Consider the following 19,904-nt stretch of genomic DNA (forward strand, 5'->3'; position numbering starts at 1 on the left):
CCTGGTCTTAGGGTGCTGATCTCGGCAGCGAAGGCCACCACCCCCGGAGGACCACCATGACCGACACGGCCCACCGGTCCGCCGGTTCCGCGGACCCGACCGGCGTCCCGGCCGCCGTCCCCGCCGGGACCCCGCCCACCGGCACCGGGCTGAGCCGGCTGCAGCACATCTACCGCGAGGGCATGCTCGGGCGGCGACCGGCCGTCCCGACCGACTTCGCCGAGCTGGAGCGGCGGGCACGCCGGGCCAGCAGCCGGATCGCCTGGGCGTACGTCGCCGGAGGCGCCGGCGAGGGGCGCACCATGCGGCGGAACCGGGCGGCCTTCGACCGCTGGGCGATCGTCCCCCGCATGGCGGCCGGCGCGGTCGAGCGGGACCTGTCCGTCGACCTGCTCGGCACCCGCCACGCCAGCCCGGTCCTGCTCGCCCCGGTCGGCGCCGGCGCCCTCATGGGCCGGGACAGCGACCTGTCCATCGCCCGCGCCGCGGCCGCCACCGGCACCGGGTACGTCTTCTCCAACCAGGGCTGCAACACCATGGAGGACTGCGCCGCCGCCATGGGCGACACTCCGCGCTGGGTACAGCTCTACTGGAGCAAGGACGAGGGCCTCGTGGACAGCCTGATCCAGCGGGCCGAGTCGATCGGGGCCGGCGCCCTCGTGGTCACCCTGGACACCACCGTGCTCGGCTGGCGGCCGCAGGACCTCAACCTCGGGTTCCTGCCGTTCACCCGCGGCGTCGGCATCGCCCAGTACACCTCGGATCCCCGCTTCGCCGCCATCGTCGCCGAACGGGTGGCCCGGCCGGCCACGAAGCAGGACGTCCGGATCACCCTGAGCGCCGTACGCACCCTGCTGGCCATGACCCGCAACCACCCCGGGCGATTCTGGCGCAACCTGCGCTCGCCCCTGCCCCGCGCCTCGGTGGAGACGTTCCTGGACGTCTACTCCAACCCGGGGCTGTCCTGGCAGCACCTGGCGACCCTGCGGGAGCGCACCCGGCTGCCGGTGGTGCTCAAGGGCATCCTGCACCCGGACGACGCGCGCCGCGCGTTCGACCTGGGCGCGGACGCAATCGTGGTGTCCAACCACGGCGGCCGGCAGGTCGACAACGCCATCGCCTCCCTCGACGCCCTGGTCGCGATCCGCGACGCCATCGGCCCGGAGCCGACGGTGCTGCTCGACAGCGGCATCCGCACCGGGGCGGACGTCTTCGTGGCGCTCGCCCTAGGCGCCGACGCGGTCCTGCTGGGCCGGCCGCACCTGTACGGGCTGGCGCTCGCCGGACAGCGCGGCGTGGAGGACGTCATCCGCAACGTGGTGGCCGAACTCGACCTCACCATGGCGCTCTCCGGCGCCCGGGACGTCCCCGCCGTCACCCGCGACCTGGTCTCCGCCGCCGGGTGACGGCCGGCGTTCACAGGGCCAGGGCGCCCAGCTCGGCGCGGCCGGTGACGCCGAGCTTCGGGTAGGCCTTGTACAGGTGGTAGGCGACCGTCTTGGGGCTGAGGAAGAGCTGCGCCGCGATGTCCCGGTTGGAGAGCCCCTGCCCGGCGAGCCGGGCGATCTGCAGCTCCTGCGGGGTGAGGTCGGCGGCGGCCGATGCCGTGGGCTGCGGTGCGCGCAGGCCGGTCGCCTCCAGCTCGCCGCGGGCCCGCACCGCCCACGGCGCCGCCTCCAGCCGGTCGAACGTCTGCAGGGCCCGGTGCAGCAGGCCGCGCGCCTCGGTACGGCGCCGCGCGCGGCGCAGCCACTCCCCGTACAGCAGCTCGGTGCGCGCCTGCTCGAACGGGCGGCCACCGGCCTTCAGGGCGAGCAGATGGTCCTGTTCGTCGCCGGTGAGCAGCGCGCGGCACCGGTGCGCCAGGGAGGTCGCCCACGGCTGGTCCACCCGCTCCGCCCAGGCCCGGAAGCGGGCGTACGACACCTCGGCCCGCTCCGGCACGCCGGCCCGGACGGCCGCCTCGACCAGGTCGGGCACGCTCCGGTACGCGCACACCTGGTGGGCGTACGGGGCCTCCTGAAGCGCGGCGAGCCGGGTCACGGCGGACTCGGCCCGGCCCTGGCCCAGGTCGAGCAGGCCCAGCGCCCAAAGGGTCCACGCCCGGCCGCCGGCCTCGGCGCCCGCCGTGGCGCCGTCCAGCGCCGAGGCCACCAGGTCCTGGCAGCGCGCCTCGTCGCCGGCCACCGCGGCCAGCACCGCCTGGACGGCACGCAACTGGCTGACCCAGAGCGGCTGGCCGCCGTCGCGGGCCACGCGGACCGCCTCGTCGAGGCTGACCGTGGCGTCCCGGTGCCGGCCGTGGAAGAACTCCGCCTCGGCGAGGAAGAACAGCAGGGTGGGCAGCAGCCCGAGGATGCCGTCGGCCCGGCAGCGGGCGACCAGGGCGCTCGCCAGCTCGTACGTCTCGGAGTCCTGGCCCGCCACGAAGCCGAGGCCGCAGAGCTGCAGCCGGTCGCGGGGTTCGCCGCCCACCTCGGCGGCGGTGGCGGCCAGCGGCAGCGGCCGGCCCCGCACGGCGGCCACCTGGTACCGGGCCACCGGATGGTCGAGCGTGGCCAGCCGGTCGAGGCAGTCGCCCAGGTGCGGCTCGCCCAGGTACCAGGCCGGGTGGAACGCCGCCACCAGCAGCGCCTCCCGCTGCTCCGGGTCGAGCGTCGCGCCCTGGGTCATGAGGTCGTACGCGGTCTGGTGGCCGCCCTGCCAGAACCAGGCGTGCCCCTCGACCCAGGCCACGCGGGCGTGGAAGGCCGGCTCGTCCACCAGCCCGGCCGCCCGCTCGGCGAGCCGGACCGCGTCGCCGAGGTGCCCCGACTGGAGGCCGCTCTCCGCGGCCAGCAGCAGCCGGCGGGCCGTCGCGGCCGGGTCGCCGCTCAGCTCGGCGGCGCGCTCGTACGCGGCCAGCGCCGCGCCGTAGCCGCTGCGCCCCCGGGCCTGCTCGGCGGTGCGTTCCAGCCCGGCGGCCACCGCCTCGTCCGGCCCCGTGGTGGCCGCGGCGAGGTGCCAGGCCCGCCGGTCGGCGCTCTCCGGCGCGGTGAGCACGTCCGCGAGCGCCCGGTGCACGGCGAGCCGCTCTGGGTACGGTGCGGCCGCGTGCACCGCGGCGCGGACCAGCGGGTGGCGAAACCGCAGCCGCCGTCCGGTGACCTCGACGAGGCGGGCCTCCTCCGCCGGGCGCAGGTCGGCGGGTTCGGCGCCGAGGGGTGCGGCGGCGCGCAGCAGCACGTCCAGGTCGCCGGTGTCCTCGACGGCGGCGACGCGCAGCAGCGCCCGGGTCCCGGCGGGCAGCCGGTCGACCTGGCCGTGGAACGCCGCCAGCAACCGGTCGGTCAGCGGCAGCGGGCCGCCGGCCTCGCCGGCGTCGAGGACACCGGGCAGCTCGAGCAGCGCGAGCGGGTTGCCCCGCGCCTCGGCCAGCACCCGCATCCGCACCTCGGGAGCCAGCCGCGGGTCGAGCAGCCGGACGGCGTCGGCCGGCGCGAGCGCGCCCACGGTCAGCTCGGGCAGGCCCGGGGCCGGAAAGCTCCCGTCCCGGGCCGCGAAGATCATCACCACGCCCTCGGCGTGCAGCCGGCGGGCGGCGAAGAGCAGCGCCTCGGCCGAGACGGTGTCCAGCCAGTGCGCGTCGTCGAGGAGGCAGAGCAGGGGGCCGTCCTCGGCGAGGTCCGCCAGGAGCGACAGCACCGCGAGCCCCACCAGCAGCCGGTCGGCCGGGGCGCCGCCACCGAGCCCGAACGCCGCGGCGAGCACCTGCCGCTGCGGGTCGGGCAGCCGGTCGAGGCGGTCGAGCGCGGGCCGCACGAGCTGGCTCAGCCCGGCGAACGGCAGCTCGGCCTCGAACTCGGCCGCACTGGCCCGCAGCACCCGCGGCGGCCCGCCGGCCGGTGACGTCAGCCCGGCGGCCCAGTCCAGCAGCGCGGTCTTGCCGATGCCCGGGCCGCCGCGCAGCACCAGCGCCGCGCTCTCCCCCGCCCGGGCCCGCGCCACCAGGGCCGCGATCCGGTCCTGCTCTGCGGCGCGGCCGTGCAACATTCCCGCACCCTACACAGGTACGCGATACCTAAGCGCTACCGATTCCGGGGCGCCGGATCATCCCTAGCGTCGTGGCCATGGAACTGATCGAGAAGTACCTCGCCGCCTGGAACACCACCGACCCCACCGCCCGCCGGGCCCTCATCGACGAGGTCTGGACCGCCGACGGGACGTACACCGACCCGCTGGCCGCCGTCGCGGGGCGCGACCAGATCGACGCGCTGATCGCCGCCGTGCAGCAGCAGTTCGCGGGGCTGGAGTTCCGCCTCGCCGGCCCGGTCGACGCGCACCACGACCTGGCCCGCTTCACCTGGCACCTCGGCCCGCGCGGCGAGGAGCCGATCGTCGTCGGCTTCGACGTCGCGGTCGTCACCGACGGACGGATCGCCACCGTGCACGGCTTCCTGGACCGGGTGCCGGCATGACCGTCCTGGCCGCGCGGCCGGCGCCGGTCACCACCCCGGCCGCCGGGCCCGTCGGCTTCCTGCCGGTCCTGCTGACGGCCACGTTCATGACCGCCATCGACGCGTTCATCGTCAACGTGGCGCTGCCGGTGATGCAGCGCGACCTGCACGCCGGTCCGGCGGCGCTGGAGTGGGTGGTCGCCGGCTACGTCCTCGCGGTGGCCGCCGGCCTGGTGACCGGTGGCCGGCTGGGTGACCGGTACGGCCGCCGGCGGATCTTCGGGCTCGGCCTCGCGCTGTTCACCGGCGCCTCGGTGCTCTGCGGGCTGGCGCCCACCGCGGGCGTCCTGGTCGGCGCCCGGGTGCTGCAGGGGCTCGCGGCGGCGCTGCTCATGCCACAGGTGCTGGCCATCGTGCGGACCAGCGTGGCGCCGGCCGAGCAGCCCAGGGCGTTCGCCCGGTACGGCCTCACGATGGGCCTGGGCGCGGTCTTCGGCCAGCTGATCGGCGGCCTGCTCATCCGGGCCGACCTGTGGGGCCTGGACTGGCGGCTGTGTTTCCTCATCAACCTGCCGGTCGGGGTGGTGGCGCTGGCCCTCCTCCGCCGGGTGCCCGAGTCCCGCCAGCCGGCCACCCGCCTCGACCTGCCCGGCGCGGTGCTGGTCAGCGCGGCGCTGGTGGCGCTGGTGCTGCCGCTGGTGGAGGGACGCGAACAGGGCTGGCCCCTGTGGACGTGGCTGAGCCTGGCCGCCTCGGCGCCGCTGTTCGCGCTCTTCGTGGCGACCCAGCGGCGCAGCGCCCAGCCCATGGTGCACCTGTCGATGTTCCGGGAGCGGGCCTTCTCGGTGGGGCTGGTGGCGACCCAGGTGTTCTGGATGGGGCAGGCGTCCTTCTTCCTCATCCTGGCCCTCTACCTGCAGGTGGAGCGGGGCCTGTCGGCGCTGGAGTCGGGGATCGTCTTCACCGCCATCGGCGCCGGCTACCTGGCCACCTCGACGTACGCCCACCGGATCGCCGCCCGGCTCGGCCGCCAGGTGGTCACCGTCGGCGCACTGATCATGGTGGTTGGCCTGTACGCCATGTGGGCGGCGGCCGGGCACGGAACCGGCTGGCTGGTGCCGGGGCTCGCCGTGGACGGCGTCGGCATGGGCATCGCGCTCGCGCCGCTCACCACCACCGTGCTGTCCCGGGTCAGCCCGCGGCACACCGGCGCCGCCGCCGGCGTGCTGGCCACCGTCAATCAGACCGGCAACGCGGTCGGGGTGGCCCTCATCGGCATCGTCTTCTACCAGGCCGCCGACCTGACCGGCGGGTTCCGGGCCGGGCTGGTCGCGCTCATCGCGCTCGAGCTGGCGCTGGCCGCCGTCATCCAACTGCTGCCGCGCCGCTGACGCCGATCGCACCGGCCGCCGTCCACCCGGACGGCGGCCGGTGGCGTCGAGCAGCCGGACGGTCAGCCGTCGCCGACGGGTTCCCGCTCCGTCCGGCGGCGGAGCGGTCAGCCGTCAGCGACGGTTCCCGGTCGCCGTCCGGCCGGCAGCAGGAGAGCGCCGGCCCCGGCCCCGACGAGCTGGCAGGCGGCGATGGCGGCGAGCAGCGGTGCGGGGCCGTGGGCGGTCGCCAGGCCGGCGACGGCCGCCCCGGCGGCGGCCGCGGTCACCTTGATTCCCGCGCCGAGGGTGAAGACCTGGGTCCGGACCGCCGGCGGGGCCTCGCGGTCCCGGACCGCGAAGAGCGCGACGATGACGGGACTGCCGATGAGGCCGGCCAGCGCGAACAACAGCAGGAGCGGCCACTTCCCGGGCAGCGCCGCGGTCAGCAGCAGCGGCGCCGCCATGGCGCCGGTGCAGATCAGCAGGACCCGCTCCGGGCGCCGGTGGAGCACCCGTAGCCGGAGGCAGAGCAGCGCCCCGGCCAGGCCACCGCCCGCGGTGGCGGACATGATGAGGCCGGTCAGGGCCGGCTGGTCCGTGTGGATGGCCACCGACGCGGCGGCGACGGGCAGGGCGCCCAGCCCGAGCTGGCTGAGCCCGGAGGTGACGGTCACCGCGCCGAGTCGGCGCCGCCGCACGAGCACGCTCAACCCGCCGAGCGACGCGGTCGTCCGGGACGGGCGACGGCCCCGCGCCCGGACGGGAAGGGGAAGGGCCAGGAAGGCGAGGGCGCCCGCCAGGACGCAGAGCCCGAGGACGACGAGCGACCAGGACGCGCCGAGGGCGCCCGCGACGACAGCCGCCACCGCGGGTCCGGCGATCCCCGCGACGCCGTAGGTGGTGGAGTCCAGGACGAAGGCACGGGGCAGGGTGCCCGGCGCGAGCTCGGACAGCAGGCTGCTGAGGCCACCCAGCAGCAGCGGAGCGACGCAGCCCGCGACGATCAGCAGCGCCGCTGCCGCCGCCGTGAACCGGCCGATCAACTCCGCCGCTCCGGCCAGACACAGGGCGTACGTCGCGAAGGCCGCCGCGTAGAGCGGCTTACGGTGCCGTACGCCGTCCGCGGCGGCGCCGGCCACCGGGGCCGCGACCACGTGCGGGATCATCAACGCCGCGATCAGCAGGCCACCGAGGCTCGCCCGTCCGGTCCGTTCCAGGGCGACCAGCACGACCGCCACCCGGGCGCCCTCGTCGGCCAGCCGGGCGGTGACCGCGGCGGCCAGGTAACGCGCCAGCACCCGGTGTTCCGCCGCGGGTGCCGGCGTCGCGGCGACCGTCGGGACCGGGGCGGATGTCGATGGAGCGGTCACGACCTGGCTGCTTACCCTCCCGCGCGGCGCTCACGCGGCCCGGTCGTGCCCGACGGGAAGCTCGCCGGGCACGACCGGGCCCGCCGGCCGGCGCCTCCTAGCGCTCCGTCTCCTCGGGCTCGACGAGCAGGCGGGCGTAGTTGGCCATGGACCGCTGGTAGCGAGGCAGGTGCGGGGCCAGGGCGGCGACCGCGACGGCGACCGCCTCCCGTTCCCGGCCCACGCTGGCCAGCGCCAGCGCGAGCGCGGCGCTGACCGCGTCGTCCAGTTCGTCGGAGGGCTGCTGCCGCTCGGCCGTCAGCAGCTCGACCGACTCCTCGGCCCGGCCCACGTTGCGCAGGGAGCTCGCCAGCTGGATCACCGAGCGCCGGCGGCGGATACCGGAGATGCCGCCGGCCAGCGCGGCGCGGTACAGCGGCACGGCCCGGTCGGAGTGGCCGGTGGAGTCGAAGGCGCAGGCGCGTTCGAACGCGGCCACCGGATCGCCGTCGGGCAGTTCGGCGGCGAGCGCGTCGACGCGCTTGCGGAATTCCTCGGGCTCGTGGTTGTCGATGGTGGCCCACAGCTCGGCGCTGCGCCGTTCCCAGTCCGGCGATGTCGTCATGCGGGCGATGGTGGCCGGAGCGGGTAGGGTGCCGCCAGTGATTCGGCGAGGGCCGAATCATCGACCCCGAGGCGGAAGATGGCGATCACCCTGCGGTTCGGCCCGGCCGACCTGATGCGCTGCCGGTTCGCCGTGTCGCCGGTGCTCGAGACGATCGAGGCCATCCGCCTGACCACCCCCGAGGACAGCCCCGGCTACCACCAGGGCTTCCTGCACGCGATGAAGCACCGCCTCGACGCCCTGGACCTGCGGCCCGTCACGCTGCTGCAACCCCGGCGCGGTTACAGCCCGGACTTCCTCTCCCCGCCGCCCACCACGGCGCGCCCCCGGTTCGAGGAGGAGCTGGCGCGCGTCGAGGCGACGCCGCTCGACCGGGTGGCCGAGGAGGTCGCCCGCTCGCTGCGCGACACCCCGGGCGCGGCGCGGACGGCCGTGGGCCGGCGGCTGCTTGCCGACCCGGCCGACGCGCTGCGCCTGCTCACCGGGGTCGTCCGGGACGTGTGGCGCGAGGTGATCCAGCCGGCGTGGCCGAACGTCCGCGCCCTGCTCGACGCCGACGTGGCCTTCCAGAGCCGCCGGCTCGCCGAGGGCGGCCTCGACCGGCTCTTCGCCGAACTGCACCCCCAGCTGCGCTGGCACGACGGCGTCCTCACCCGCGACCGCGGCGACCACGAGGACCGCCGGCTCGCCGGCGAGGGCCTGCTGCTGATCCCGAGCGCGTTCAAGTTCGACCAGGTCCTGGTGATCCTCGACGAGCCGTGGCAGCCCACCGTGATCTATCCGGCGCGCGGCCTGGGCACCCTGTGGCAGTCGACGCGGGCTCCGGAGCTGGCGGCCGCCGGCCGTCTCATCGGACGCAGCCGCGCCATCCTGCTGGCGGGCCTGACCGAGCCGGTCAGCACCACCGTCCTGGCCCACCGGCACGCCCTCGCGGCCGGCACCGTCTCCCAGCACCTGACCGTGCTGCGCGACGCCGGGATGGTGGTGGGCGAGCGTCACGGCCACGAGATCCGGTACCGCCGCACGGCGCTGGGCAGCGCGCTGCTCAGCGGCGCGCTGCCCGCCTCCGCCACCGCGGGAGACCCTCGCTGGTGACGCCATGGAAGACGATCATCACGATGATGCCGAGGAGCCCGAGGAAAGGCCCGGTCAGGAGACGGCGGCCTTCACCAGCTCGGTGACCTGCTTCTCCACCGCCGGGCTCCACGTCCGGAGCGCGTACGACACCGGCCACAGGTCACCGTCGTCGAGGTTGGCCGTGTCCTGGAAGCCCAGGGTCGAGTAGCGGTAGTTGAACTTGCCGGAGTCCTGGAAGAAGACGACGATCTTGCCGGCCGCGTTCGCGTAGGCGGGCATCCCGTACCAGGTCTTCGGTGCCAGCTCCGGGGCGGCCGCGGTCACCGCCGCGTGGACACGCTCGGCGAGCGCCCGGTCGTCCGGCGCCATCTGCGCGATCCGGTCGAGGACCGCCTGCAGGTCGTCGGCCTTCTTGGCGCCCTTCTTGCCCTCGGCGCGCAGCTCGGCGGCGCGCTCCTTCATGGCGGCGCGCTCCTCGGCGCTGAAGCCGTCGGACACGGTGCTGGCGTTCTTCGCGGACATCCTCGTGCTCCCTCTTCTCGTTCACGGCCCGGCGTGCTGCCGGCCGCCTGTGAAGAAGGCTAGGCGCGACCATCGGCGAGGTGCTTCTTGATTCCTGATCGGATGTGCGGGGCGTACGGCGGTGTCCGGCGTACCCGTGGGCCGCCCGGGTAGTCGGTGCCATGGGCCAGCAGCGCGCGCAGCTCGCGGACGGCCGCCCGCCCCGCGCGGTTCGCGCCCACGGTGCTCGCCGACGGTCCGTAGCCGACCAGGTGGATCCGGGGATCGGCGACCACCCGGGTGCCGTCCATGACGATGCCGCCGCGGGGGCCGCGCAGCCGCAGCGGGGCCAGGTGGTCCAGCGCCGGCCGGAAGCCGGTGCACCAGAAGATGACGTCCACGTCCTGGGCCGTGCCGTCGGGCCAGAGGACGCCGTCGGGGAGGATCCGGTCGAACATCGGCCGGCGCCGGAGGAGACCGCGGTCCCGGGCCGCGACGAGCTGCGGTGTCCACGCCAGCTCGGTCGCGCTGGCGATGCTGCCCGGGGGCAGGCCGGCGCGGACGCGCGCGTCCACCGTGGCGACCACCTCGCGGCCGTAGTCCGGGGTGAACGGCCCCTCGCGGAACACCGGCGGGCGGCGGGTCACCCACGTCGTCGTCGCCGCGACGTCGGCGATCTCGGTCAGGAGCTGCACGGCCGACGCCCCGCCCCCGACGATCACCACCCGCTTCCCGGCGAACTCCGCCGGCCCGCGGTAGTGGGCGGTGTGCAGCTGGCGACCGCGGAACGTCTCCTGTCCCGGGTAGTACGGCACGAAGGGCCTGGTCCAGGTTCCCGTCGCGTTGATCAGTGCGCGGGTGGTCCAGGTGCCCTTGTCGGTCTCGACGAGGAGCCGTCCGTCGTCGGCGTCCCGGACGGCCGTGACGGCGACGGGCCGCCGCACGTCGAGATCGAATTCGCGCTCGAAGGCGGCGAAGTAGGCCGGCACCGCGTCGGCGGCCGGCTCGTCCGGCGGTGGCGGCGTGAAGTGCAGTCCGGGCAGGTCGAAGATGCCGTGGACCGTCGCCATCCGCAGCGTCGGCCAGCGGTGCCGCCAGGCCCCGCCGGGCGCCGCGTCGGCGTCCAGGACGGCGAAGTCGAGACCGGAGGACCGCAGGTGGTAGGCGCTGGACAGGCCCGCCTGCCCCGCTCCGACAACCACCACATCCGTGTCCGGCACGTGCCCCACAACGTCGCGGGCTCGGCAGGCCCTTCCCGCCGGCGACGGATCTCACAGCGGTAACGTGCCGGTCATGAGTGCCGACACCTTCCGCTCGGTGGAGATCGAGCGCACCAGCGTGGGACGTTACGTCGTGCGGAACGCCCGCGGCGGGTCGATGTCGATGGGTACGGGTGACGACGGCGACTTCACGCCGGTGGAGCTGCTCCTGGCTGCCATCGGCGGGTGCACGGCGGTCGACGTGGACCTCATCACGAGCCGCCGCGCCGAGCCCGCCCAGTTCTCCGTCACGGTCACCGGCGACAAGATCCGGGACGAGACCGGCGGGAACCGGATGCGGAACCTCCGGGTCGAGTTCGCCGTGACGTTCCCGGCGGGAGCGGACGGCGACAGCGCGCGAGAGGCGCTGCCCCGGTCGCTGCGGCAGTCGCACGACCGGCTCTGCACCGTCTCGCGCACCGTCGAAACCGGCACTCCCGTCGAGATCGTCGACACGGGCTCCGGCGCGGACTGAGCCTTCGGCCCGTCCCCTGCGGCTACTTCGCTCCCGGCACCTGGTCGGTGACGTCGGCGTAGCCGACCTTCCCGGGTGCCGCAGCCGGCGTGTAGATCACCCGCAGCACGCCGGTGGGGAACGCCTCCGTCGCCGCCACCCCGAAGTGGTACGGGGTGTCGCCGTCGTCGAACAGCCTGCGGCCCTTGCGGGCGGCCACCGGGTGCACCAGCAGGCGCAGCTCGTCGACCAGCCCGGCCGCGAGCAGTTGCTGCACCACGGAGATCGACCCCGGGATGAGGATGCCCTTGCTGCCGGCGTCGGCCTTGAGCGCGGCGACGGCCTCGATCAGGTCGCCCTCGATCCGCTCGGAGTTGCGCCAGGAGAACTCCAGAGGCTGGCGCGACACGACCACCTTGCGCGTGTCTCCGAGCTGCTTGGCGAACGGGGCGTCGTCCCCACCCGCGGCCTCGCGGTCCGGCCAGGCCCCGGCGAAGCTGTCGTACGTCACCCGGCCGATGAGCAGCACGTCCGCGGTGTCGTAGTCCTCGGTGACGGCGCGGCCCATGTTCTCGTCGAAGTACGGGAAGTGCCAGTCGGGGTCGATCTCGGCCACGCCGTCGGCCGAGATGAACAGCGTGGAGATCACCTTTGCCATCGCAAGGTCCCTTCGAGTCGGGTGCTGTCGACAGGTCGACCGTGGCAGCATCCCAAATTCGCCGGCCGGCCACCGTCCCGTACGCGCCGGGAAGCTCCCGTCGGCCGGATCGGGTGACCCGATTCCAGGACTGAGCACGTCGGCTCTGCCCTACCCTGGTTCCCGGCGCGTGGACGCGCCGCGCACCGGGCCGAGACAGGAGCCAGACATGCGGGTGGCCGTCGCCGGCGCGTCCGGCAACATCGGGTCGCTGACCATGGCCGCCCTGCGCCGTCACGGCCACGATCCGGTCCCGCTCAGCCGGTCCCACGGTGTCGACCTGGTGGCCGGCCGCGGGCTGGACGAGGCGCTGACCGGGGTCGACGTCGTCGTCGACGCGATCAGCGCGCCGCCGGCCGACCGCGAGGCCACCGCGGCCTACTTCGCCGCCGCCACCGGGAACCTGCTGCGAGCCGAGCGGGACGCCGGGGTCCGGCACCACGTCCTGCTCTCCATCGTCGAGGTGCACCGCATCGCCGGAACCGCGCACTACTCCGGCAAGCGGGAACAGGAGCGCCTCGTCTCGGCCGGCGACGTGCCGTGGACCATCGTGCCGGTCACCCAGTTCTTCGACTTCGCCCTGACCGTCGCCACCTGGACGGCACGGGACGGGACGGCCTACCTCGCGCCGTTGCTCATCCAGCCGATCGCGCCGGCCGACGTCGCCGAGGTGCTCGCCGAGGTGGCCGGTGGCCCGCCGCAGGGACGCCACCGTGACGTGGCCGGCCCGGACCGTCAGGATCTCGTCGACATGGCCCGCCGCACCCACCGGGCGCTCGGGCGCGAGATGCGGCTCGTTCCCACGTGGGAGTCGATCCTCGGCCCGGACATGGCGGGCAACGTGTTGCTGCCGGGGCCGGATGCCCGGACGGCGCCGACGACCTTCGACGACTGGCTGGCGGCCCAGGAGGCGGAGCAGGCCCGGGCCCGGTAGCGACGGCGTTTGCCCCCGGAGGGCCCGGGAAGACGAAGGGCGACAGGGCGCGGGGCCGCCCGCGCCACCGCACCACGGGGAGGCCCACATGGGCGACCGGGCTCAACTGCACGAACTTCGCCAACAGGCCCACAACGCGGGCATCGAAGGCAACTCCAAGATGAGCGAGAAGCAGCTCCGCGACGCGCTGCGGAAGGTCGGCAGGGGCGAACGGCCCGAGATGGCCAAGCAGGAGGCCAGACGCTGACGGGAGTGGGGTGCCGGCCCACCCGGCGGCACCCCACCCGCATCTTCGGTCAGCCCGTCGCGCAGCTCGCGGTGGGCGTGGTGGAGTTGCCGTTCTTGTAGAGCGTGATGCCGAAGTTGTTGCCGTTGCCGTTGGGCCGCGCCGTGAGCGTGCCGCTGGTGCCGCTGATCGAGGCGTTCCAGCTGTTCTGCAGCGTCTGACCGCCGTTCGTGCGGATGGTGACGACCCAGTTGCTGCTACCGCTGACCGAGAAGGTCACGTTGAACCGGTCGCTCCACTCCTCGGCGCGGCTGACGCTGACCGTGCAGCCGCCGCCACCGGGCGGCGGCGTGGTGGGGTTGGGGGCGGCGCCGCCCACCGTGATGTTGGAGCTGCCGCTGCTCTGGTAGCCCTCCGTGGCCAGGATCTGGTAGTCGTGGCTGCCCAGGTTCATCCCGTAGCGGGCCCACGCGTCGAAGTGGTTGCCGGCGGTGATGGTGCCGCCCACCCGCTTCGACTGCCGGACGCTCCAGTACTGGTAGAAGGTCCGGGTGCCCTCGATGGAGGGCGCGTTGACCCGCTGCGTCCGGTAGATGTCGTACGTGCCGCCGTCGGTGGTGACCGTGCCCATGAACCCCTGGCCGCCCGGCGGCCGGTAGGTGCCCCAGCTGTCGACGATGTAGTACTCGACGAGGGGATTCCGCGTCCAGCCGTAGAGGGTCAGGTAGGCGTTGCCGGACGGGTTGAAGCTGCCGGAGTAGGTCACGGTCCGGCGGGCGCCGGGGTTCCAGCCCTTGCCGGCGACGAAGTTGTTGATGCCGCTCCACTGGGTGCTGTACTGGCCGCCGTCACCCATGGTCATGGAGACGTTGCCACTGTCCTTCCAGAAGGAATAGAAGTAGCCGTTGTGCGTCCCGGTGGAGTTCGAGGTCACGGTCTGGGCGTGCGCGGGGCTGGGCAGCAGGGCGGTGGCGCCGGCGGTCACCAGGACGGCGGCACAGGCGCCGCCGAGGAGCATCCGGAGGCGCCCGCGGCGGGTCCGCGGTCGGACGGGGGTGTCGGTCATGGACGTGCTTCCTCTCTGGACGGCTGGTGGAGGAGCGCTCGCGGGGTGGTTCGCATCGACGGGAATGGACGAACGTCGATGGCGAAAGCATCGGCGGCGTGCCGCCGGATTGTCAACGACTTCCGGAAATGTTGTGGAAGCCGATCCGCTTCCAGGAAGGACGCCGAATCTTCATCAGCCCTGCTCAGACGCAGGATTCCACGCAGTGAGAATCGACAACGGCCGACTCGATCATGACCATCGAGGTCGAGCATCGGGATACGGGTCCCGGAAGTTTCGGGAGGCGCCGGATCAGGCCGGCGCGCCCCGGTGCCGGCCCGCCGGGCGTCCACGGGGACGCCCGGCGGAGTGGCCTCACCTGATCTCGGACGTCGTCCAGCGCGGGGAGTCGTTGGTGACCGGCACTGTCGCACCGACCAGGGTGGTCGACGCCTCGGTGTCCCGCCGCATGCTCGTGCCGACCCAGAGTTCGACGTCGCCCGGCTCGACGACCCGGGTGAGCGTGCGGTCGGAGAAGGCCAGACGGGTGGTGGGAACGGTCAGCTCGACGGTGACCGACTGGCCCGGCTCCAGGTGGATCCGCCGGTATCCGAGCAGCTGTGCCACCGGCCGGGTCACCGGGGCCACGAGGTCGCGACCGTAGAGCTGGACCACGTCGTCGCCGGCCACTCCCCCGGTGTTCGTCACGCGGACCGTCACGTGCAGCGCCCCGCCGGTCGGCGTCGTGGCGGGCACGCTCAGGCCGGCGTGCTCGAACGTCGTGTAGGAGAGGCCGTGGCCGAACTCCGCCGCGGGCGTCGCCGGCAGGTTGGTCACCTCGCTGCCCTCCCCGAGCGCGGGGTGCAGGTACGAGTACGGCTGCGCCCCCGCCGAGCGGGGCAGGCTCACCGGCAGCTTGGCCGACGGGTTCACCCGCCCGGAGAGCACGCCCGCGATCGCTCCGGCCCCCTCCTCGCCCGGGAAGAACGCCTGCACCACCGCCGCGCAGCGCGACAGTGCCCAGCCGACCGCGTACGGCCGGCCGGTGAGCAGCACGAGCACGACCGACGTTCCGGTGGCCAGCACGGCCTCCACGAGCTCGCGCTGGACTCCGGGCAGTTCCAGGTCCTCCCGGTCGCAGCCCTCGCCGACCGTGCCGCGCCCGAAGAGACCGGCGTGGTCACCGACGACCAGCACGGCGACGTCCGCGGCGGATGCCGTGGCGACGGCCTCCGCGAAGCCGGACCGGTCGTCGGTGTCGACGTCGCAGCCGCTCGCCCAGGTGACGAGATCGGCGCCGAACTCGTCGCGCACCGCGTCGAGAATGGTCGGCACCTCGATGCCGGTCTCCACGCCGGGGTGCTGGACGAGCACGTGGTTGAGGAAGGAGTAGCACCCGAAGAGCGCGGCCTGCCGGTCGGCGTTCGGCCCGATGACCGCCACGCGCCGGCCCGCGGGCAGGGGAAGGACCTCCCGGTTGGCGACGAGGACGACCGACTCCTCGGCGAGGCGGCGGGCGATCGACCGGTGCTCCGGCGAGTCGAGGTCGACCCCCTGCGGCGGCTCGTCCGTGAACGTGGCGTCGAGCAGCCCGAGCTCGAGCTTCTCGCGCAGGACCCGCAGCACCGCCCGGTCGATGAGCGCCTCGTCGAGCGTGCCGGCCCGCACGCTCTCGCGCAGGGTCAGGTAGGCGTCCCCCGTCGGGAGCTCGACGTCGACACCCGCAGCCAGCGCCTGCACGGCCGCCTCGGCGTTGTCGGCCGCGATGTGGTGCAGCAGGTTCAGGAAGGCGACGCCGTAGTAGTCGGACACCACCGTCCCGTCGAAGCCCCACCGGTCCCGCAGCACGCCGGTCAGCATCGCCGGATCGGCGGCGACCGGCACGCCGTCGATCTCGGTGTAGGAGTGCATGACGCTGCGGGCGTTCCCGTCGAGAATCGCCATCTCGAACGGGAGGAACAGCACGTCGGCCAGCTCACGGGGGCCGGCGTGCACCGGGGCGAAGTTGCGCCCGGCGCGCGACGCGGAATAGCCGGCGAAGTGCTTCAGGGTGGCGTGCACGCCCTCCGACTGGAGGCCGCGCACGTACGCCGTGCCGATGGTGCCGACGAGGTAGGGGTCCTCGGCGATGCACTCGTCGACCCGGCCCCAGCGCGGGTCCTGGATCACGTCGAGCACCGGGGCGAGCCCCTGGTGGATGCCGAGCGCCCGCATCGAGGCCCCGATCGCCGCGGCCATCTCGGTGACGAGCTCGGGGTCGAACGCGGCGCCCCAGCCCAGCGGCGTGGGGAAGGTGGCGGCCTTCCACGCCGAGAGGCCGGTGAGGCACTCCTCGTGGACGAGCGCCGGAATCCCCAGCCGGGTGCCCGTCACCAGGTCCCGCTGGAACTTCCACAGCCAGGCCGCCCGTTCGGTGGCGTCGATCGGGCGGGTGCCGTAGGCCCGGGTGAGGTGGCCGAGTCCGTGCCGGGCGAAGTCCTCGAGCTTGACGGCGTCGCCGAACTCGCCCTGCAGGGGTGCGACCGCCTCGCCGTCCTCCTTCTCCCAGAAGCCGACGAGTTGCGCGATCTTCTCCTCGATCGTCATCCGGCCGAGCAGCTCACGTACGCGCGCCTCGCCGGCGCGCCCGTCCGGCCGGTCGTGGTCGGGAGTCGCCTGGGCCGGTGCCGGCCCGGCCACGACCGCGTGGACCTCAGTCATGCTGTGCCTTTCCTTTGGGTTGTGCTTCGTACCGCTGTCGCTCAGCCCTTGACCGCGCCCTGCAGGCCGCCGACGATCTGCTTCTCCGCGAGCGTGAAGAAGAACAGCGCGGGCAGCATCGCCAGCGACGTGAAGGCGAGGACGCCCGCGGTGTCGGTGGAGAACTGGCTCGAGAAGTTCTGCACCCCCAGCGGGAGGGTGTGCAGGTTGACGTCGCCGAGGACGAGCAGCGGCAGCAGGAACGCGTTCCAACTCGCCACGAACGCCAGGACCCCGACGGTGACGAGCGCGGGCCGCGACAGCGGCAGCGCGATGCGCCAGAGGAAGCCGAGCCGGCCCGCGCCGTCGATGGCGGCGGCGTCCTCCAGCTCGCGGGGGATGGCGGACAGGAACGGCCGCAGGATCACGATCGTCAGCGGCAACTGGAAGGCGACCTGCGGGAGGATCACCGCGTAGTAGGAGTTGACCAGATCCAGGTCCCGCAGCATCAGGTAGAGCGGCAGGATCGCCGCCCCGGCCGGGAAGAGCAGGCCGAGGGTGAAGAACGTGTAGAGCGCTTCCCGCCCGCGGAAGGCGTACCGGGCGAGCACGAACGCGGCGGCCATGCCGAGCACCACCACGCCGAGCGTGGTGCCGAGGGCGATGACGCCGCTGTTGAACGCCTGCTGCCAGAACTTGCTCTGCGTCAGCACCCGGCGGTAGTTGTCGAAGACCCACGGATCGGGCAGGCCGCCCGGGTCGTCGACGATCTGGGGAGTGGTGCGGAAACCACCGATGATCACATAGAGGATCGGCGCGATCGACACGGCCGCGACGGCGAGCGCCAGCGCGTACGTCAGCGGGGTGCCCCACGACAGCGGCCGACGGCCGGCGGACGGGGAGTGGACGGAGTTCGTTGCCACGATCAGTTCGCCCCCTTGGTGATGGCGCCCTCGATGTCCCGGCGGAGGAGGAAGCGCTGGAACAGCAGCGCCGCGACGAACGAGATGGCGAAGAGGATCACGGCGACGGCGTTGCCGTAGCCCCACAACCGGGCGAAGAACCCGTTGTCCACCATGTACGTCGCCATGGTCCCGGAGGCTCCGAGCGACCGCATCGCGGGCACCGAGGTCACCCAGATCACGTCGAAGACCTGCAGCGAACCGATCATCGACAGGAACATCCAGATCCGGATCGTCGGCCCCAGCAGCGGGAGGGTGACGTGGCGCTGGGTCTGCCACCAGCTCGCGCCGTCGATCGCCGCGGCCTCGGTCAGTTCGTGCGGCACGTTCGACAGGCCGGCGAGCAGGAGGATGATCGCGAAGCCGACGTACTTCCAGGTGAGGACGAAGAGCAGCGTCCAGATGACGACGTCCAGGTCGGCGAGCCACGCCTGCACCAGGCTGCCCAGTCCCAGGGACCGCAGCAGCGCGTCGACCGTGCCGTCCTCGGCCAGGATCAGCTTCCACATGATGCCGACGGTGACCTCGGCGAGCACGTAGGGCACGAACACCAGCAGGCGGAACACGGCGCGCCCGCGGAAGCGACGGTTGAGCAGCAGCGCGATGCCCAGGGCGACGGGGCCCTGGATCAGCAGCGAACCGAACACGATGATGGCGTTGTTGCGCAACGCGTCCAGGAAGATCGGGTCCTGGAAGGCGAGGGTGTAGTTCTTGAAGCCGATGTACTCGGTGGGAGGTCCGACGCCACGCCACCGGAACAGGCTGTAGTAGACCGCGAAGCCCATCGGCACCAGCACGAACATCACGTAGACCACGAGCGCCGGCGTCGTGAGCCCGATGATCTCGTACCACTTGCGGCGAGTCTCGGCCCGGCGGGACGACGGGCGCCCGGCGGGCCGGCGACCCGCCGGCGGCGCCGAGACGCCGCCGGCGGGGAACCGGGTTCGGTCGGTGGAGGTCACTTGCTCGCGGCTGCCTTCATCCCCGCGACGACCTGCTCCGGCGTCCCCTTGCCCGAGAAGATGCCGACGATCCCGTCGTTCATCGCGGTGCCCACGGTGCTGCCGTAGGCCGTGTCGAGCCAGAGCTGGACGTAGCTCGCCTCGGACGTGGCCTGCAGGATGGACTTCAGCGCGGGGTCCGTGATGCCGGCCTCCGCGCCCTTGACCACGGGCAGGCCGGTGCCGGTCTCGGCGTAGCCCTTCTGCACCTCGGGGCTCGCGATGTACTTGAGGAACTCGACGCACTCGGCCGGGGCCTTCTTCGAGCAGGCGAACCCGTCGCCGCCGCCGAGCGCCGCCTTGGGGTCACCGGCGGAACCGGAGATCGCCGGCACGGGGAACCAGCCGAGGAACTTGGCGAGCTTGGCCTTGTCCGTGGCGACGTTGTCCAGCGTGCCCCGGTTCCAGTCGCCCATCAGCTCCATCGCGGCCTTGCCGTTGGCGAGCAGGCCGTTGGCGCTGGTCGGGTCGTTCTGGCCCGGCGTGGCGATGAAGTTGTTCTGGAACGGCTTGGTGTCGATGAAGGCCTTCAGGTCCTGGCCGGCCTTCACGAAGCACGGGTCGTCGAAGACCTTGTCCTTGGACGCCTTCTTCAGGGTGTCGACCGAGCAGGCGCGCAGCGCGAAGTTGTACCACCAGTGCGCGGCGGGCCACTTGTCCCCGGCGCCCACGGCGATCGGGGTGACGTTGATGGCCTTGAGCTTCGTGACCGCGGCGTTGAGCTCTTCGAACGTGGTCGGCGGAGCACTGATGCCCGCCTGCGCGAACATGTCCTTGTTGTACCAGATGCCCTCGATGCCCATCCGGAACGGCAGGCCGTACTGCTTGCCGTTCACCTGCCAGATCTCGGCCGCTTTGCCCATGTTGGCAACCTCGGTCTTGGTCTGGTCGGTGATGTCCTTGAGGTAGTCGGCCTCCACCTGCTCGACCATCTCGCCGCCGCCCCACGACATGAAGACGTCCGGCGGGTCGTTGCTCAGCAGCGCGGCGGGGATGCGGGTGCGCTGCAGCTGGTTGGTCTCGATCGCCTCGATCTCGATCTTGACGGTCGGGTGGAGCGCGGAGAAGTCCTTGGCGACCTTCTCCCAGTAGGTCTTTCCGGGCCCGTCCTGGGGCGCGTTGTGCCACCAGGTCAGGGTCACCGGGTTCTTGTACAGCTCGCCCTCACTGGACGCCTCGTCCTCGCCGCCGCTGTTGCAACCAGCGACGACGAGAGCGCTTGTCACAAGAAGTGCCAGGGCGGCACCTGCACGGCGCTTCGTCGCCATCGATGTTCTCCTCCATCA

19 protein-coding genes are annotated in these 19,904 nt (G+C 73.4%); 8 read left to right on the forward strand and 11 right to left on the reverse strand.

What is annotated here, in order from left to right; translation table 11 throughout:
* Window positions 1-56: 56 nt before the first annotated feature.
* Window positions 57-1,406: an alpha-hydroxy-acid oxidizing protein gene (locus tag GCE86_RS14410; protein WP_154227444.1), complete on the forward strand. Its 1,350-nt coding sequence runs from the start codon at window positions 57-59 to the stop codon at window positions 1,404-1,406.
* A 10-nt stretch (window positions 1,407-1,416) separates the two neighbouring features.
* Here the strand turns inward: GCE86_RS14410 and GCE86_RS14415 are convergent, their stop codons facing one another.
* On the reverse strand, window positions 1,417-4,032 hold the full coding sequence (locus GCE86_RS14415; RefSeq protein WP_154227445.1) for a helix-turn-helix transcriptional regulator: 2,616 nt from the start codon (window positions 4,030-4,032) through the stop codon (window positions 1,417-1,419).
* Window positions 4,033-4,109: 77 nt separating this feature from the next.
* Here GCE86_RS14415 and GCE86_RS14420 point away from each other — a divergent pair, with 77 nt between their 5' ends.
* Window positions 4,110-4,457 carry a nuclear transport factor 2 family protein gene (locus tag GCE86_RS14420; RefSeq protein ID WP_154227446.1) on the forward strand — a complete coding sequence of 116 codons (348 nt, stop codon included), beginning with the start codon at window positions 4,110-4,112 and terminating at the stop codon, window positions 4,455-4,457.
* Window positions 4,454-5,827 (forward strand): MFS transporter, encoded by a 1,374-nt coding sequence (locus tag GCE86_RS14425; RefSeq protein WP_204341975.1) that lies wholly within the window; start codon window positions 4,454-4,456, stop codon window positions 5,825-5,827. The genes GCE86_RS14420 and GCE86_RS14425 overlap by 4 nt, the downstream gene beginning before the upstream one ends.
* A gap of 107 nt (window positions 5,828-5,934) precedes the next feature.
* On the opposite strand, the gene GCE86_RS14430 is transcribed toward GCE86_RS14425, so the two are convergent.
* Window positions 5,935-7,179, reverse strand: a complete 1,245-nt coding sequence (locus GCE86_RS14430) for an MFS transporter (RefSeq protein ID WP_154227447.1) — start codon at window positions 7,177-7,179, stop codon at window positions 5,935-5,937.
* A 97-nt stretch (window positions 7,180-7,276) separates the two neighbouring features.
* Complete coding sequence (locus tag GCE86_RS14435; RefSeq protein ID WP_154227448.1) at window positions 7,277-7,783, reverse strand: tetratricopeptide repeat protein; 507 nt, start codon at window positions 7,781-7,783, stop codon at window positions 7,277-7,279.
* Window positions 7,784-7,861: 78 nt separating this feature from the next.
* Between GCE86_RS14435 and GCE86_RS14440 the strand changes: the two genes are divergently transcribed.
* Entirely contained in the window at window positions 7,862-8,878 is a 1,017-nt protein-coding gene (locus tag GCE86_RS14440; protein WP_154227449.1) for an ArsR/SmtB family transcription factor, read from the forward strand.
* A 54-nt stretch (window positions 8,879-8,932) separates the two neighbouring features.
* Here GCE86_RS14440 and GCE86_RS14445 read toward each other — a convergent pair whose 3' ends face one another.
* Together GCE86_RS14445 and GCE86_RS14450 are read right to left on the reverse strand one after the other, a co-directional pair.
* Complete coding sequence (locus GCE86_RS14445; protein WP_154227450.1) at window positions 8,933-9,382, reverse strand: iron chaperone; 450 nt, start codon at window positions 9,380-9,382, stop codon at window positions 8,933-8,935.
* Between the two features lie 59 nt (window positions 9,383-9,441).
* On the reverse strand, window positions 9,442-10,563 hold the full coding sequence (locus tag GCE86_RS14450; RefSeq protein ID WP_244317295.1) for an NAD(P)-binding domain-containing protein: 1,122 nt from the start codon (window positions 10,561-10,563) through the stop codon (window positions 9,442-9,444).
* A 91-nt stretch (window positions 10,564-10,654) separates the two neighbouring features.
* Here GCE86_RS14450 and GCE86_RS14455 point away from each other — a divergent pair, with 91 nt between their 5' ends.
* On the forward strand, window positions 10,655-11,095 hold the full coding sequence (locus tag GCE86_RS14455) for an OsmC family protein (protein WP_154227452.1): 441 nt from the start codon (window positions 10,655-10,657) through the stop codon (window positions 11,093-11,095).
* A 22-nt stretch (window positions 11,096-11,117) separates the two neighbouring features.
* Here the strand turns inward: GCE86_RS14455 and GCE86_RS14460 are convergent, their stop codons facing one another.
* Window positions 11,118-11,732 (reverse strand): dihydrofolate reductase family protein, encoded by a 615-nt coding sequence (locus GCE86_RS14460; protein WP_154227453.1) that lies wholly within the window; start codon window positions 11,730-11,732, stop codon window positions 11,118-11,120.
* Between the two features lie 208 nt (window positions 11,733-11,940).
* On the opposite strand from GCE86_RS14460, the gene GCE86_RS14465 reads away from it, so the two are divergent.
* Complete coding sequence (locus GCE86_RS14465) at window positions 11,941-12,705, forward strand: SDR family oxidoreductase (RefSeq protein ID WP_154227454.1); 765 nt, start codon at window positions 11,941-11,943, stop codon at window positions 12,703-12,705.
* A gap of 88 nt (window positions 12,706-12,793) precedes the next feature.
* Window positions 12,794-12,952: a hypothetical protein gene (locus GCE86_RS14470; protein ID WP_154227455.1), complete on the forward strand. Its 159-nt coding sequence runs from the start codon at window positions 12,794-12,796 to the stop codon at window positions 12,950-12,952.
* Window positions 12,953-13,001: 49 nt separating this feature from the next.
* On the opposite strand, the gene GCE86_RS14475 is transcribed toward GCE86_RS14470, so the two are convergent.
* A complete protein-coding gene (locus GCE86_RS14475) occupies window positions 13,002-13,997 on the reverse strand; it encodes a glycoside hydrolase family 11 protein (RefSeq protein WP_154227456.1) in 996 nt (331 codons plus the stop codon).
* Between the two features lie 26 nt (window positions 13,998-14,023).
* Between GCE86_RS14475 and GCE86_RS14480 the strand changes: the two genes are divergently transcribed.
* Window positions 14,024-14,206, forward strand: coding sequence for a hypothetical protein (locus GCE86_RS14480; RefSeq protein ID WP_154227457.1), 183 nt, complete (start codon window positions 14,024-14,026; stop codon window positions 14,204-14,206).
* A 145-nt stretch (window positions 14,207-14,351) separates the two neighbouring features.
* On the opposite strand, the gene GCE86_RS14485 is transcribed toward GCE86_RS14480, so the two are convergent.
* From GCE86_RS14485 to GCE86_RS14500, 4 genes are read right to left on the reverse strand one after another with little or no spacing between them, the layout of a single operon-like run.
* Window positions 14,352-16,676, reverse strand: coding sequence for a beta-xylosidase/alpha-l-arabinosidase (locus GCE86_RS14485; RefSeq protein WP_154227458.1), 2,325 nt, complete (start codon window positions 16,674-16,676; stop codon window positions 14,352-14,354).
* Window positions 16,677-16,717: 41 nt separating this feature from the next.
* Window positions 16,718-17,584 carry a carbohydrate ABC transporter permease gene (locus tag GCE86_RS14490; protein WP_154230503.1) on the reverse strand — a complete coding sequence of 289 codons (867 nt, stop codon included), beginning with the start codon at window positions 17,582-17,584 and terminating at the stop codon, window positions 16,718-16,720.
* Window positions 17,581-18,579: a carbohydrate ABC transporter permease gene (locus GCE86_RS14495; protein ID WP_154227459.1), complete on the reverse strand. Its 999-nt coding sequence runs from the start codon at window positions 18,577-18,579 to the stop codon at window positions 17,581-17,583. The genes GCE86_RS14490 and GCE86_RS14495 overlap by 4 nt, the downstream gene beginning before the upstream one ends.
* Window positions 18,576-19,886, reverse strand: coding sequence for an extracellular solute-binding protein (locus GCE86_RS14500; protein ID WP_154227460.1), 1,311 nt, complete (start codon window positions 19,884-19,886; stop codon window positions 18,576-18,578). The genes GCE86_RS14495 and GCE86_RS14500 overlap by 4 nt, the downstream gene beginning before the upstream one ends.
* Window positions 19,887-19,904: the final 18 nt, after the last annotated feature.

Origin of the sequence: Micromonospora terminaliae, assembly GCF_009671205.1 — a bacterium.
In the GTDB taxonomy this organism is placed as follows: Bacteria; Actinomycetota; Actinomycetes; order Mycobacteriales; family Micromonosporaceae; genus Micromonospora; species Micromonospora terminaliae.

Excerpts from the sequence above, each read along its gene's own strand:
- GCE86_RS14470 (WP_154227455.1), top strand. The coding sequence starts at position 12,794 with ATGGGCGACCGGGCTCAACTGCACGAACTTCGCCAACAGGCCCACAAC.
- GCE86_RS14425 (WP_204341975.1), top strand. The coding sequence starts at position 4,454 with ATGACCGTCCTGGCCGCGCGGCCGGCGCCGGTCACCACCCCGGCCGCC.
- GCE86_RS14465 (WP_154227454.1), top strand. The coding sequence starts at position 11,941 with ATGCGGGTGGCCGTCGCCGGCGCGTCCGGCAACATCGGGTCGCTGACC.
- GCE86_RS14415 (WP_154227445.1), bottom strand. The coding sequence starts at position 4,032 with ATGTTGCACGGCCGCGCCGCAGAGCAGGACCGGATCGCGGCCCTGGTG.
- GCE86_RS14455 (WP_154227452.1), top strand. The coding sequence starts at position 10,655 with ATGAGTGCCGACACCTTCCGCTCGGTGGAGATCGAGCGCACCAGCGTG.
- GCE86_RS14500 (WP_154227460.1), bottom strand. The coding sequence starts at position 19,886 with ATGGCGACGAAGCGCCGTGCAGGTGCCGCCCTGGCACTTCTTGTGACA.
- GCE86_RS14460 (WP_154227453.1), bottom strand. The coding sequence starts at position 11,732 with ATGGCAAAGGTGATCTCCACGCTGTTCATCTCGGCCGACGGCGTGGCC.
- GCE86_RS14485 (WP_154227458.1), bottom strand. The coding sequence starts at position 16,676 with ATGACTGAGGTCCACGCGGTCGTGGCCGGGCCGGCACCGGCCCAGGCG.
- GCE86_RS14475 (WP_154227456.1), bottom strand. The coding sequence starts at position 13,997 with ATGACCGACACCCCCGTCCGACCGCGGACCCGCCGCGGGCGCCTCCGG.
- GCE86_RS14420 (WP_154227446.1), top strand. The coding sequence starts at position 4,110 with ATGGAACTGATCGAGAAGTACCTCGCCGCCTGGAACACCACCGACCCC.
- GCE86_RS14435 (WP_154227448.1), bottom strand. The coding sequence starts at position 7,783 with ATGACGACATCGCCGGACTGGGAACGGCGCAGCGCCGAGCTGTGGGCC.
- GCE86_RS14445 (WP_154227450.1), bottom strand. The coding sequence starts at position 9,382 with ATGTCCGCGAAGAACGCCAGCACCGTGTCCGACGGCTTCAGCGCCGAG.
- GCE86_RS14410 (WP_154227444.1), top strand. The coding sequence starts at position 57 with ATGACCGACACGGCCCACCGGTCCGCCGGTTCCGCGGACCCGACCGGC.
- GCE86_RS14440 (WP_154227449.1), top strand. The coding sequence starts at position 7,862 with ATGGCGATCACCCTGCGGTTCGGCCCGGCCGACCTGATGCGCTGCCGG.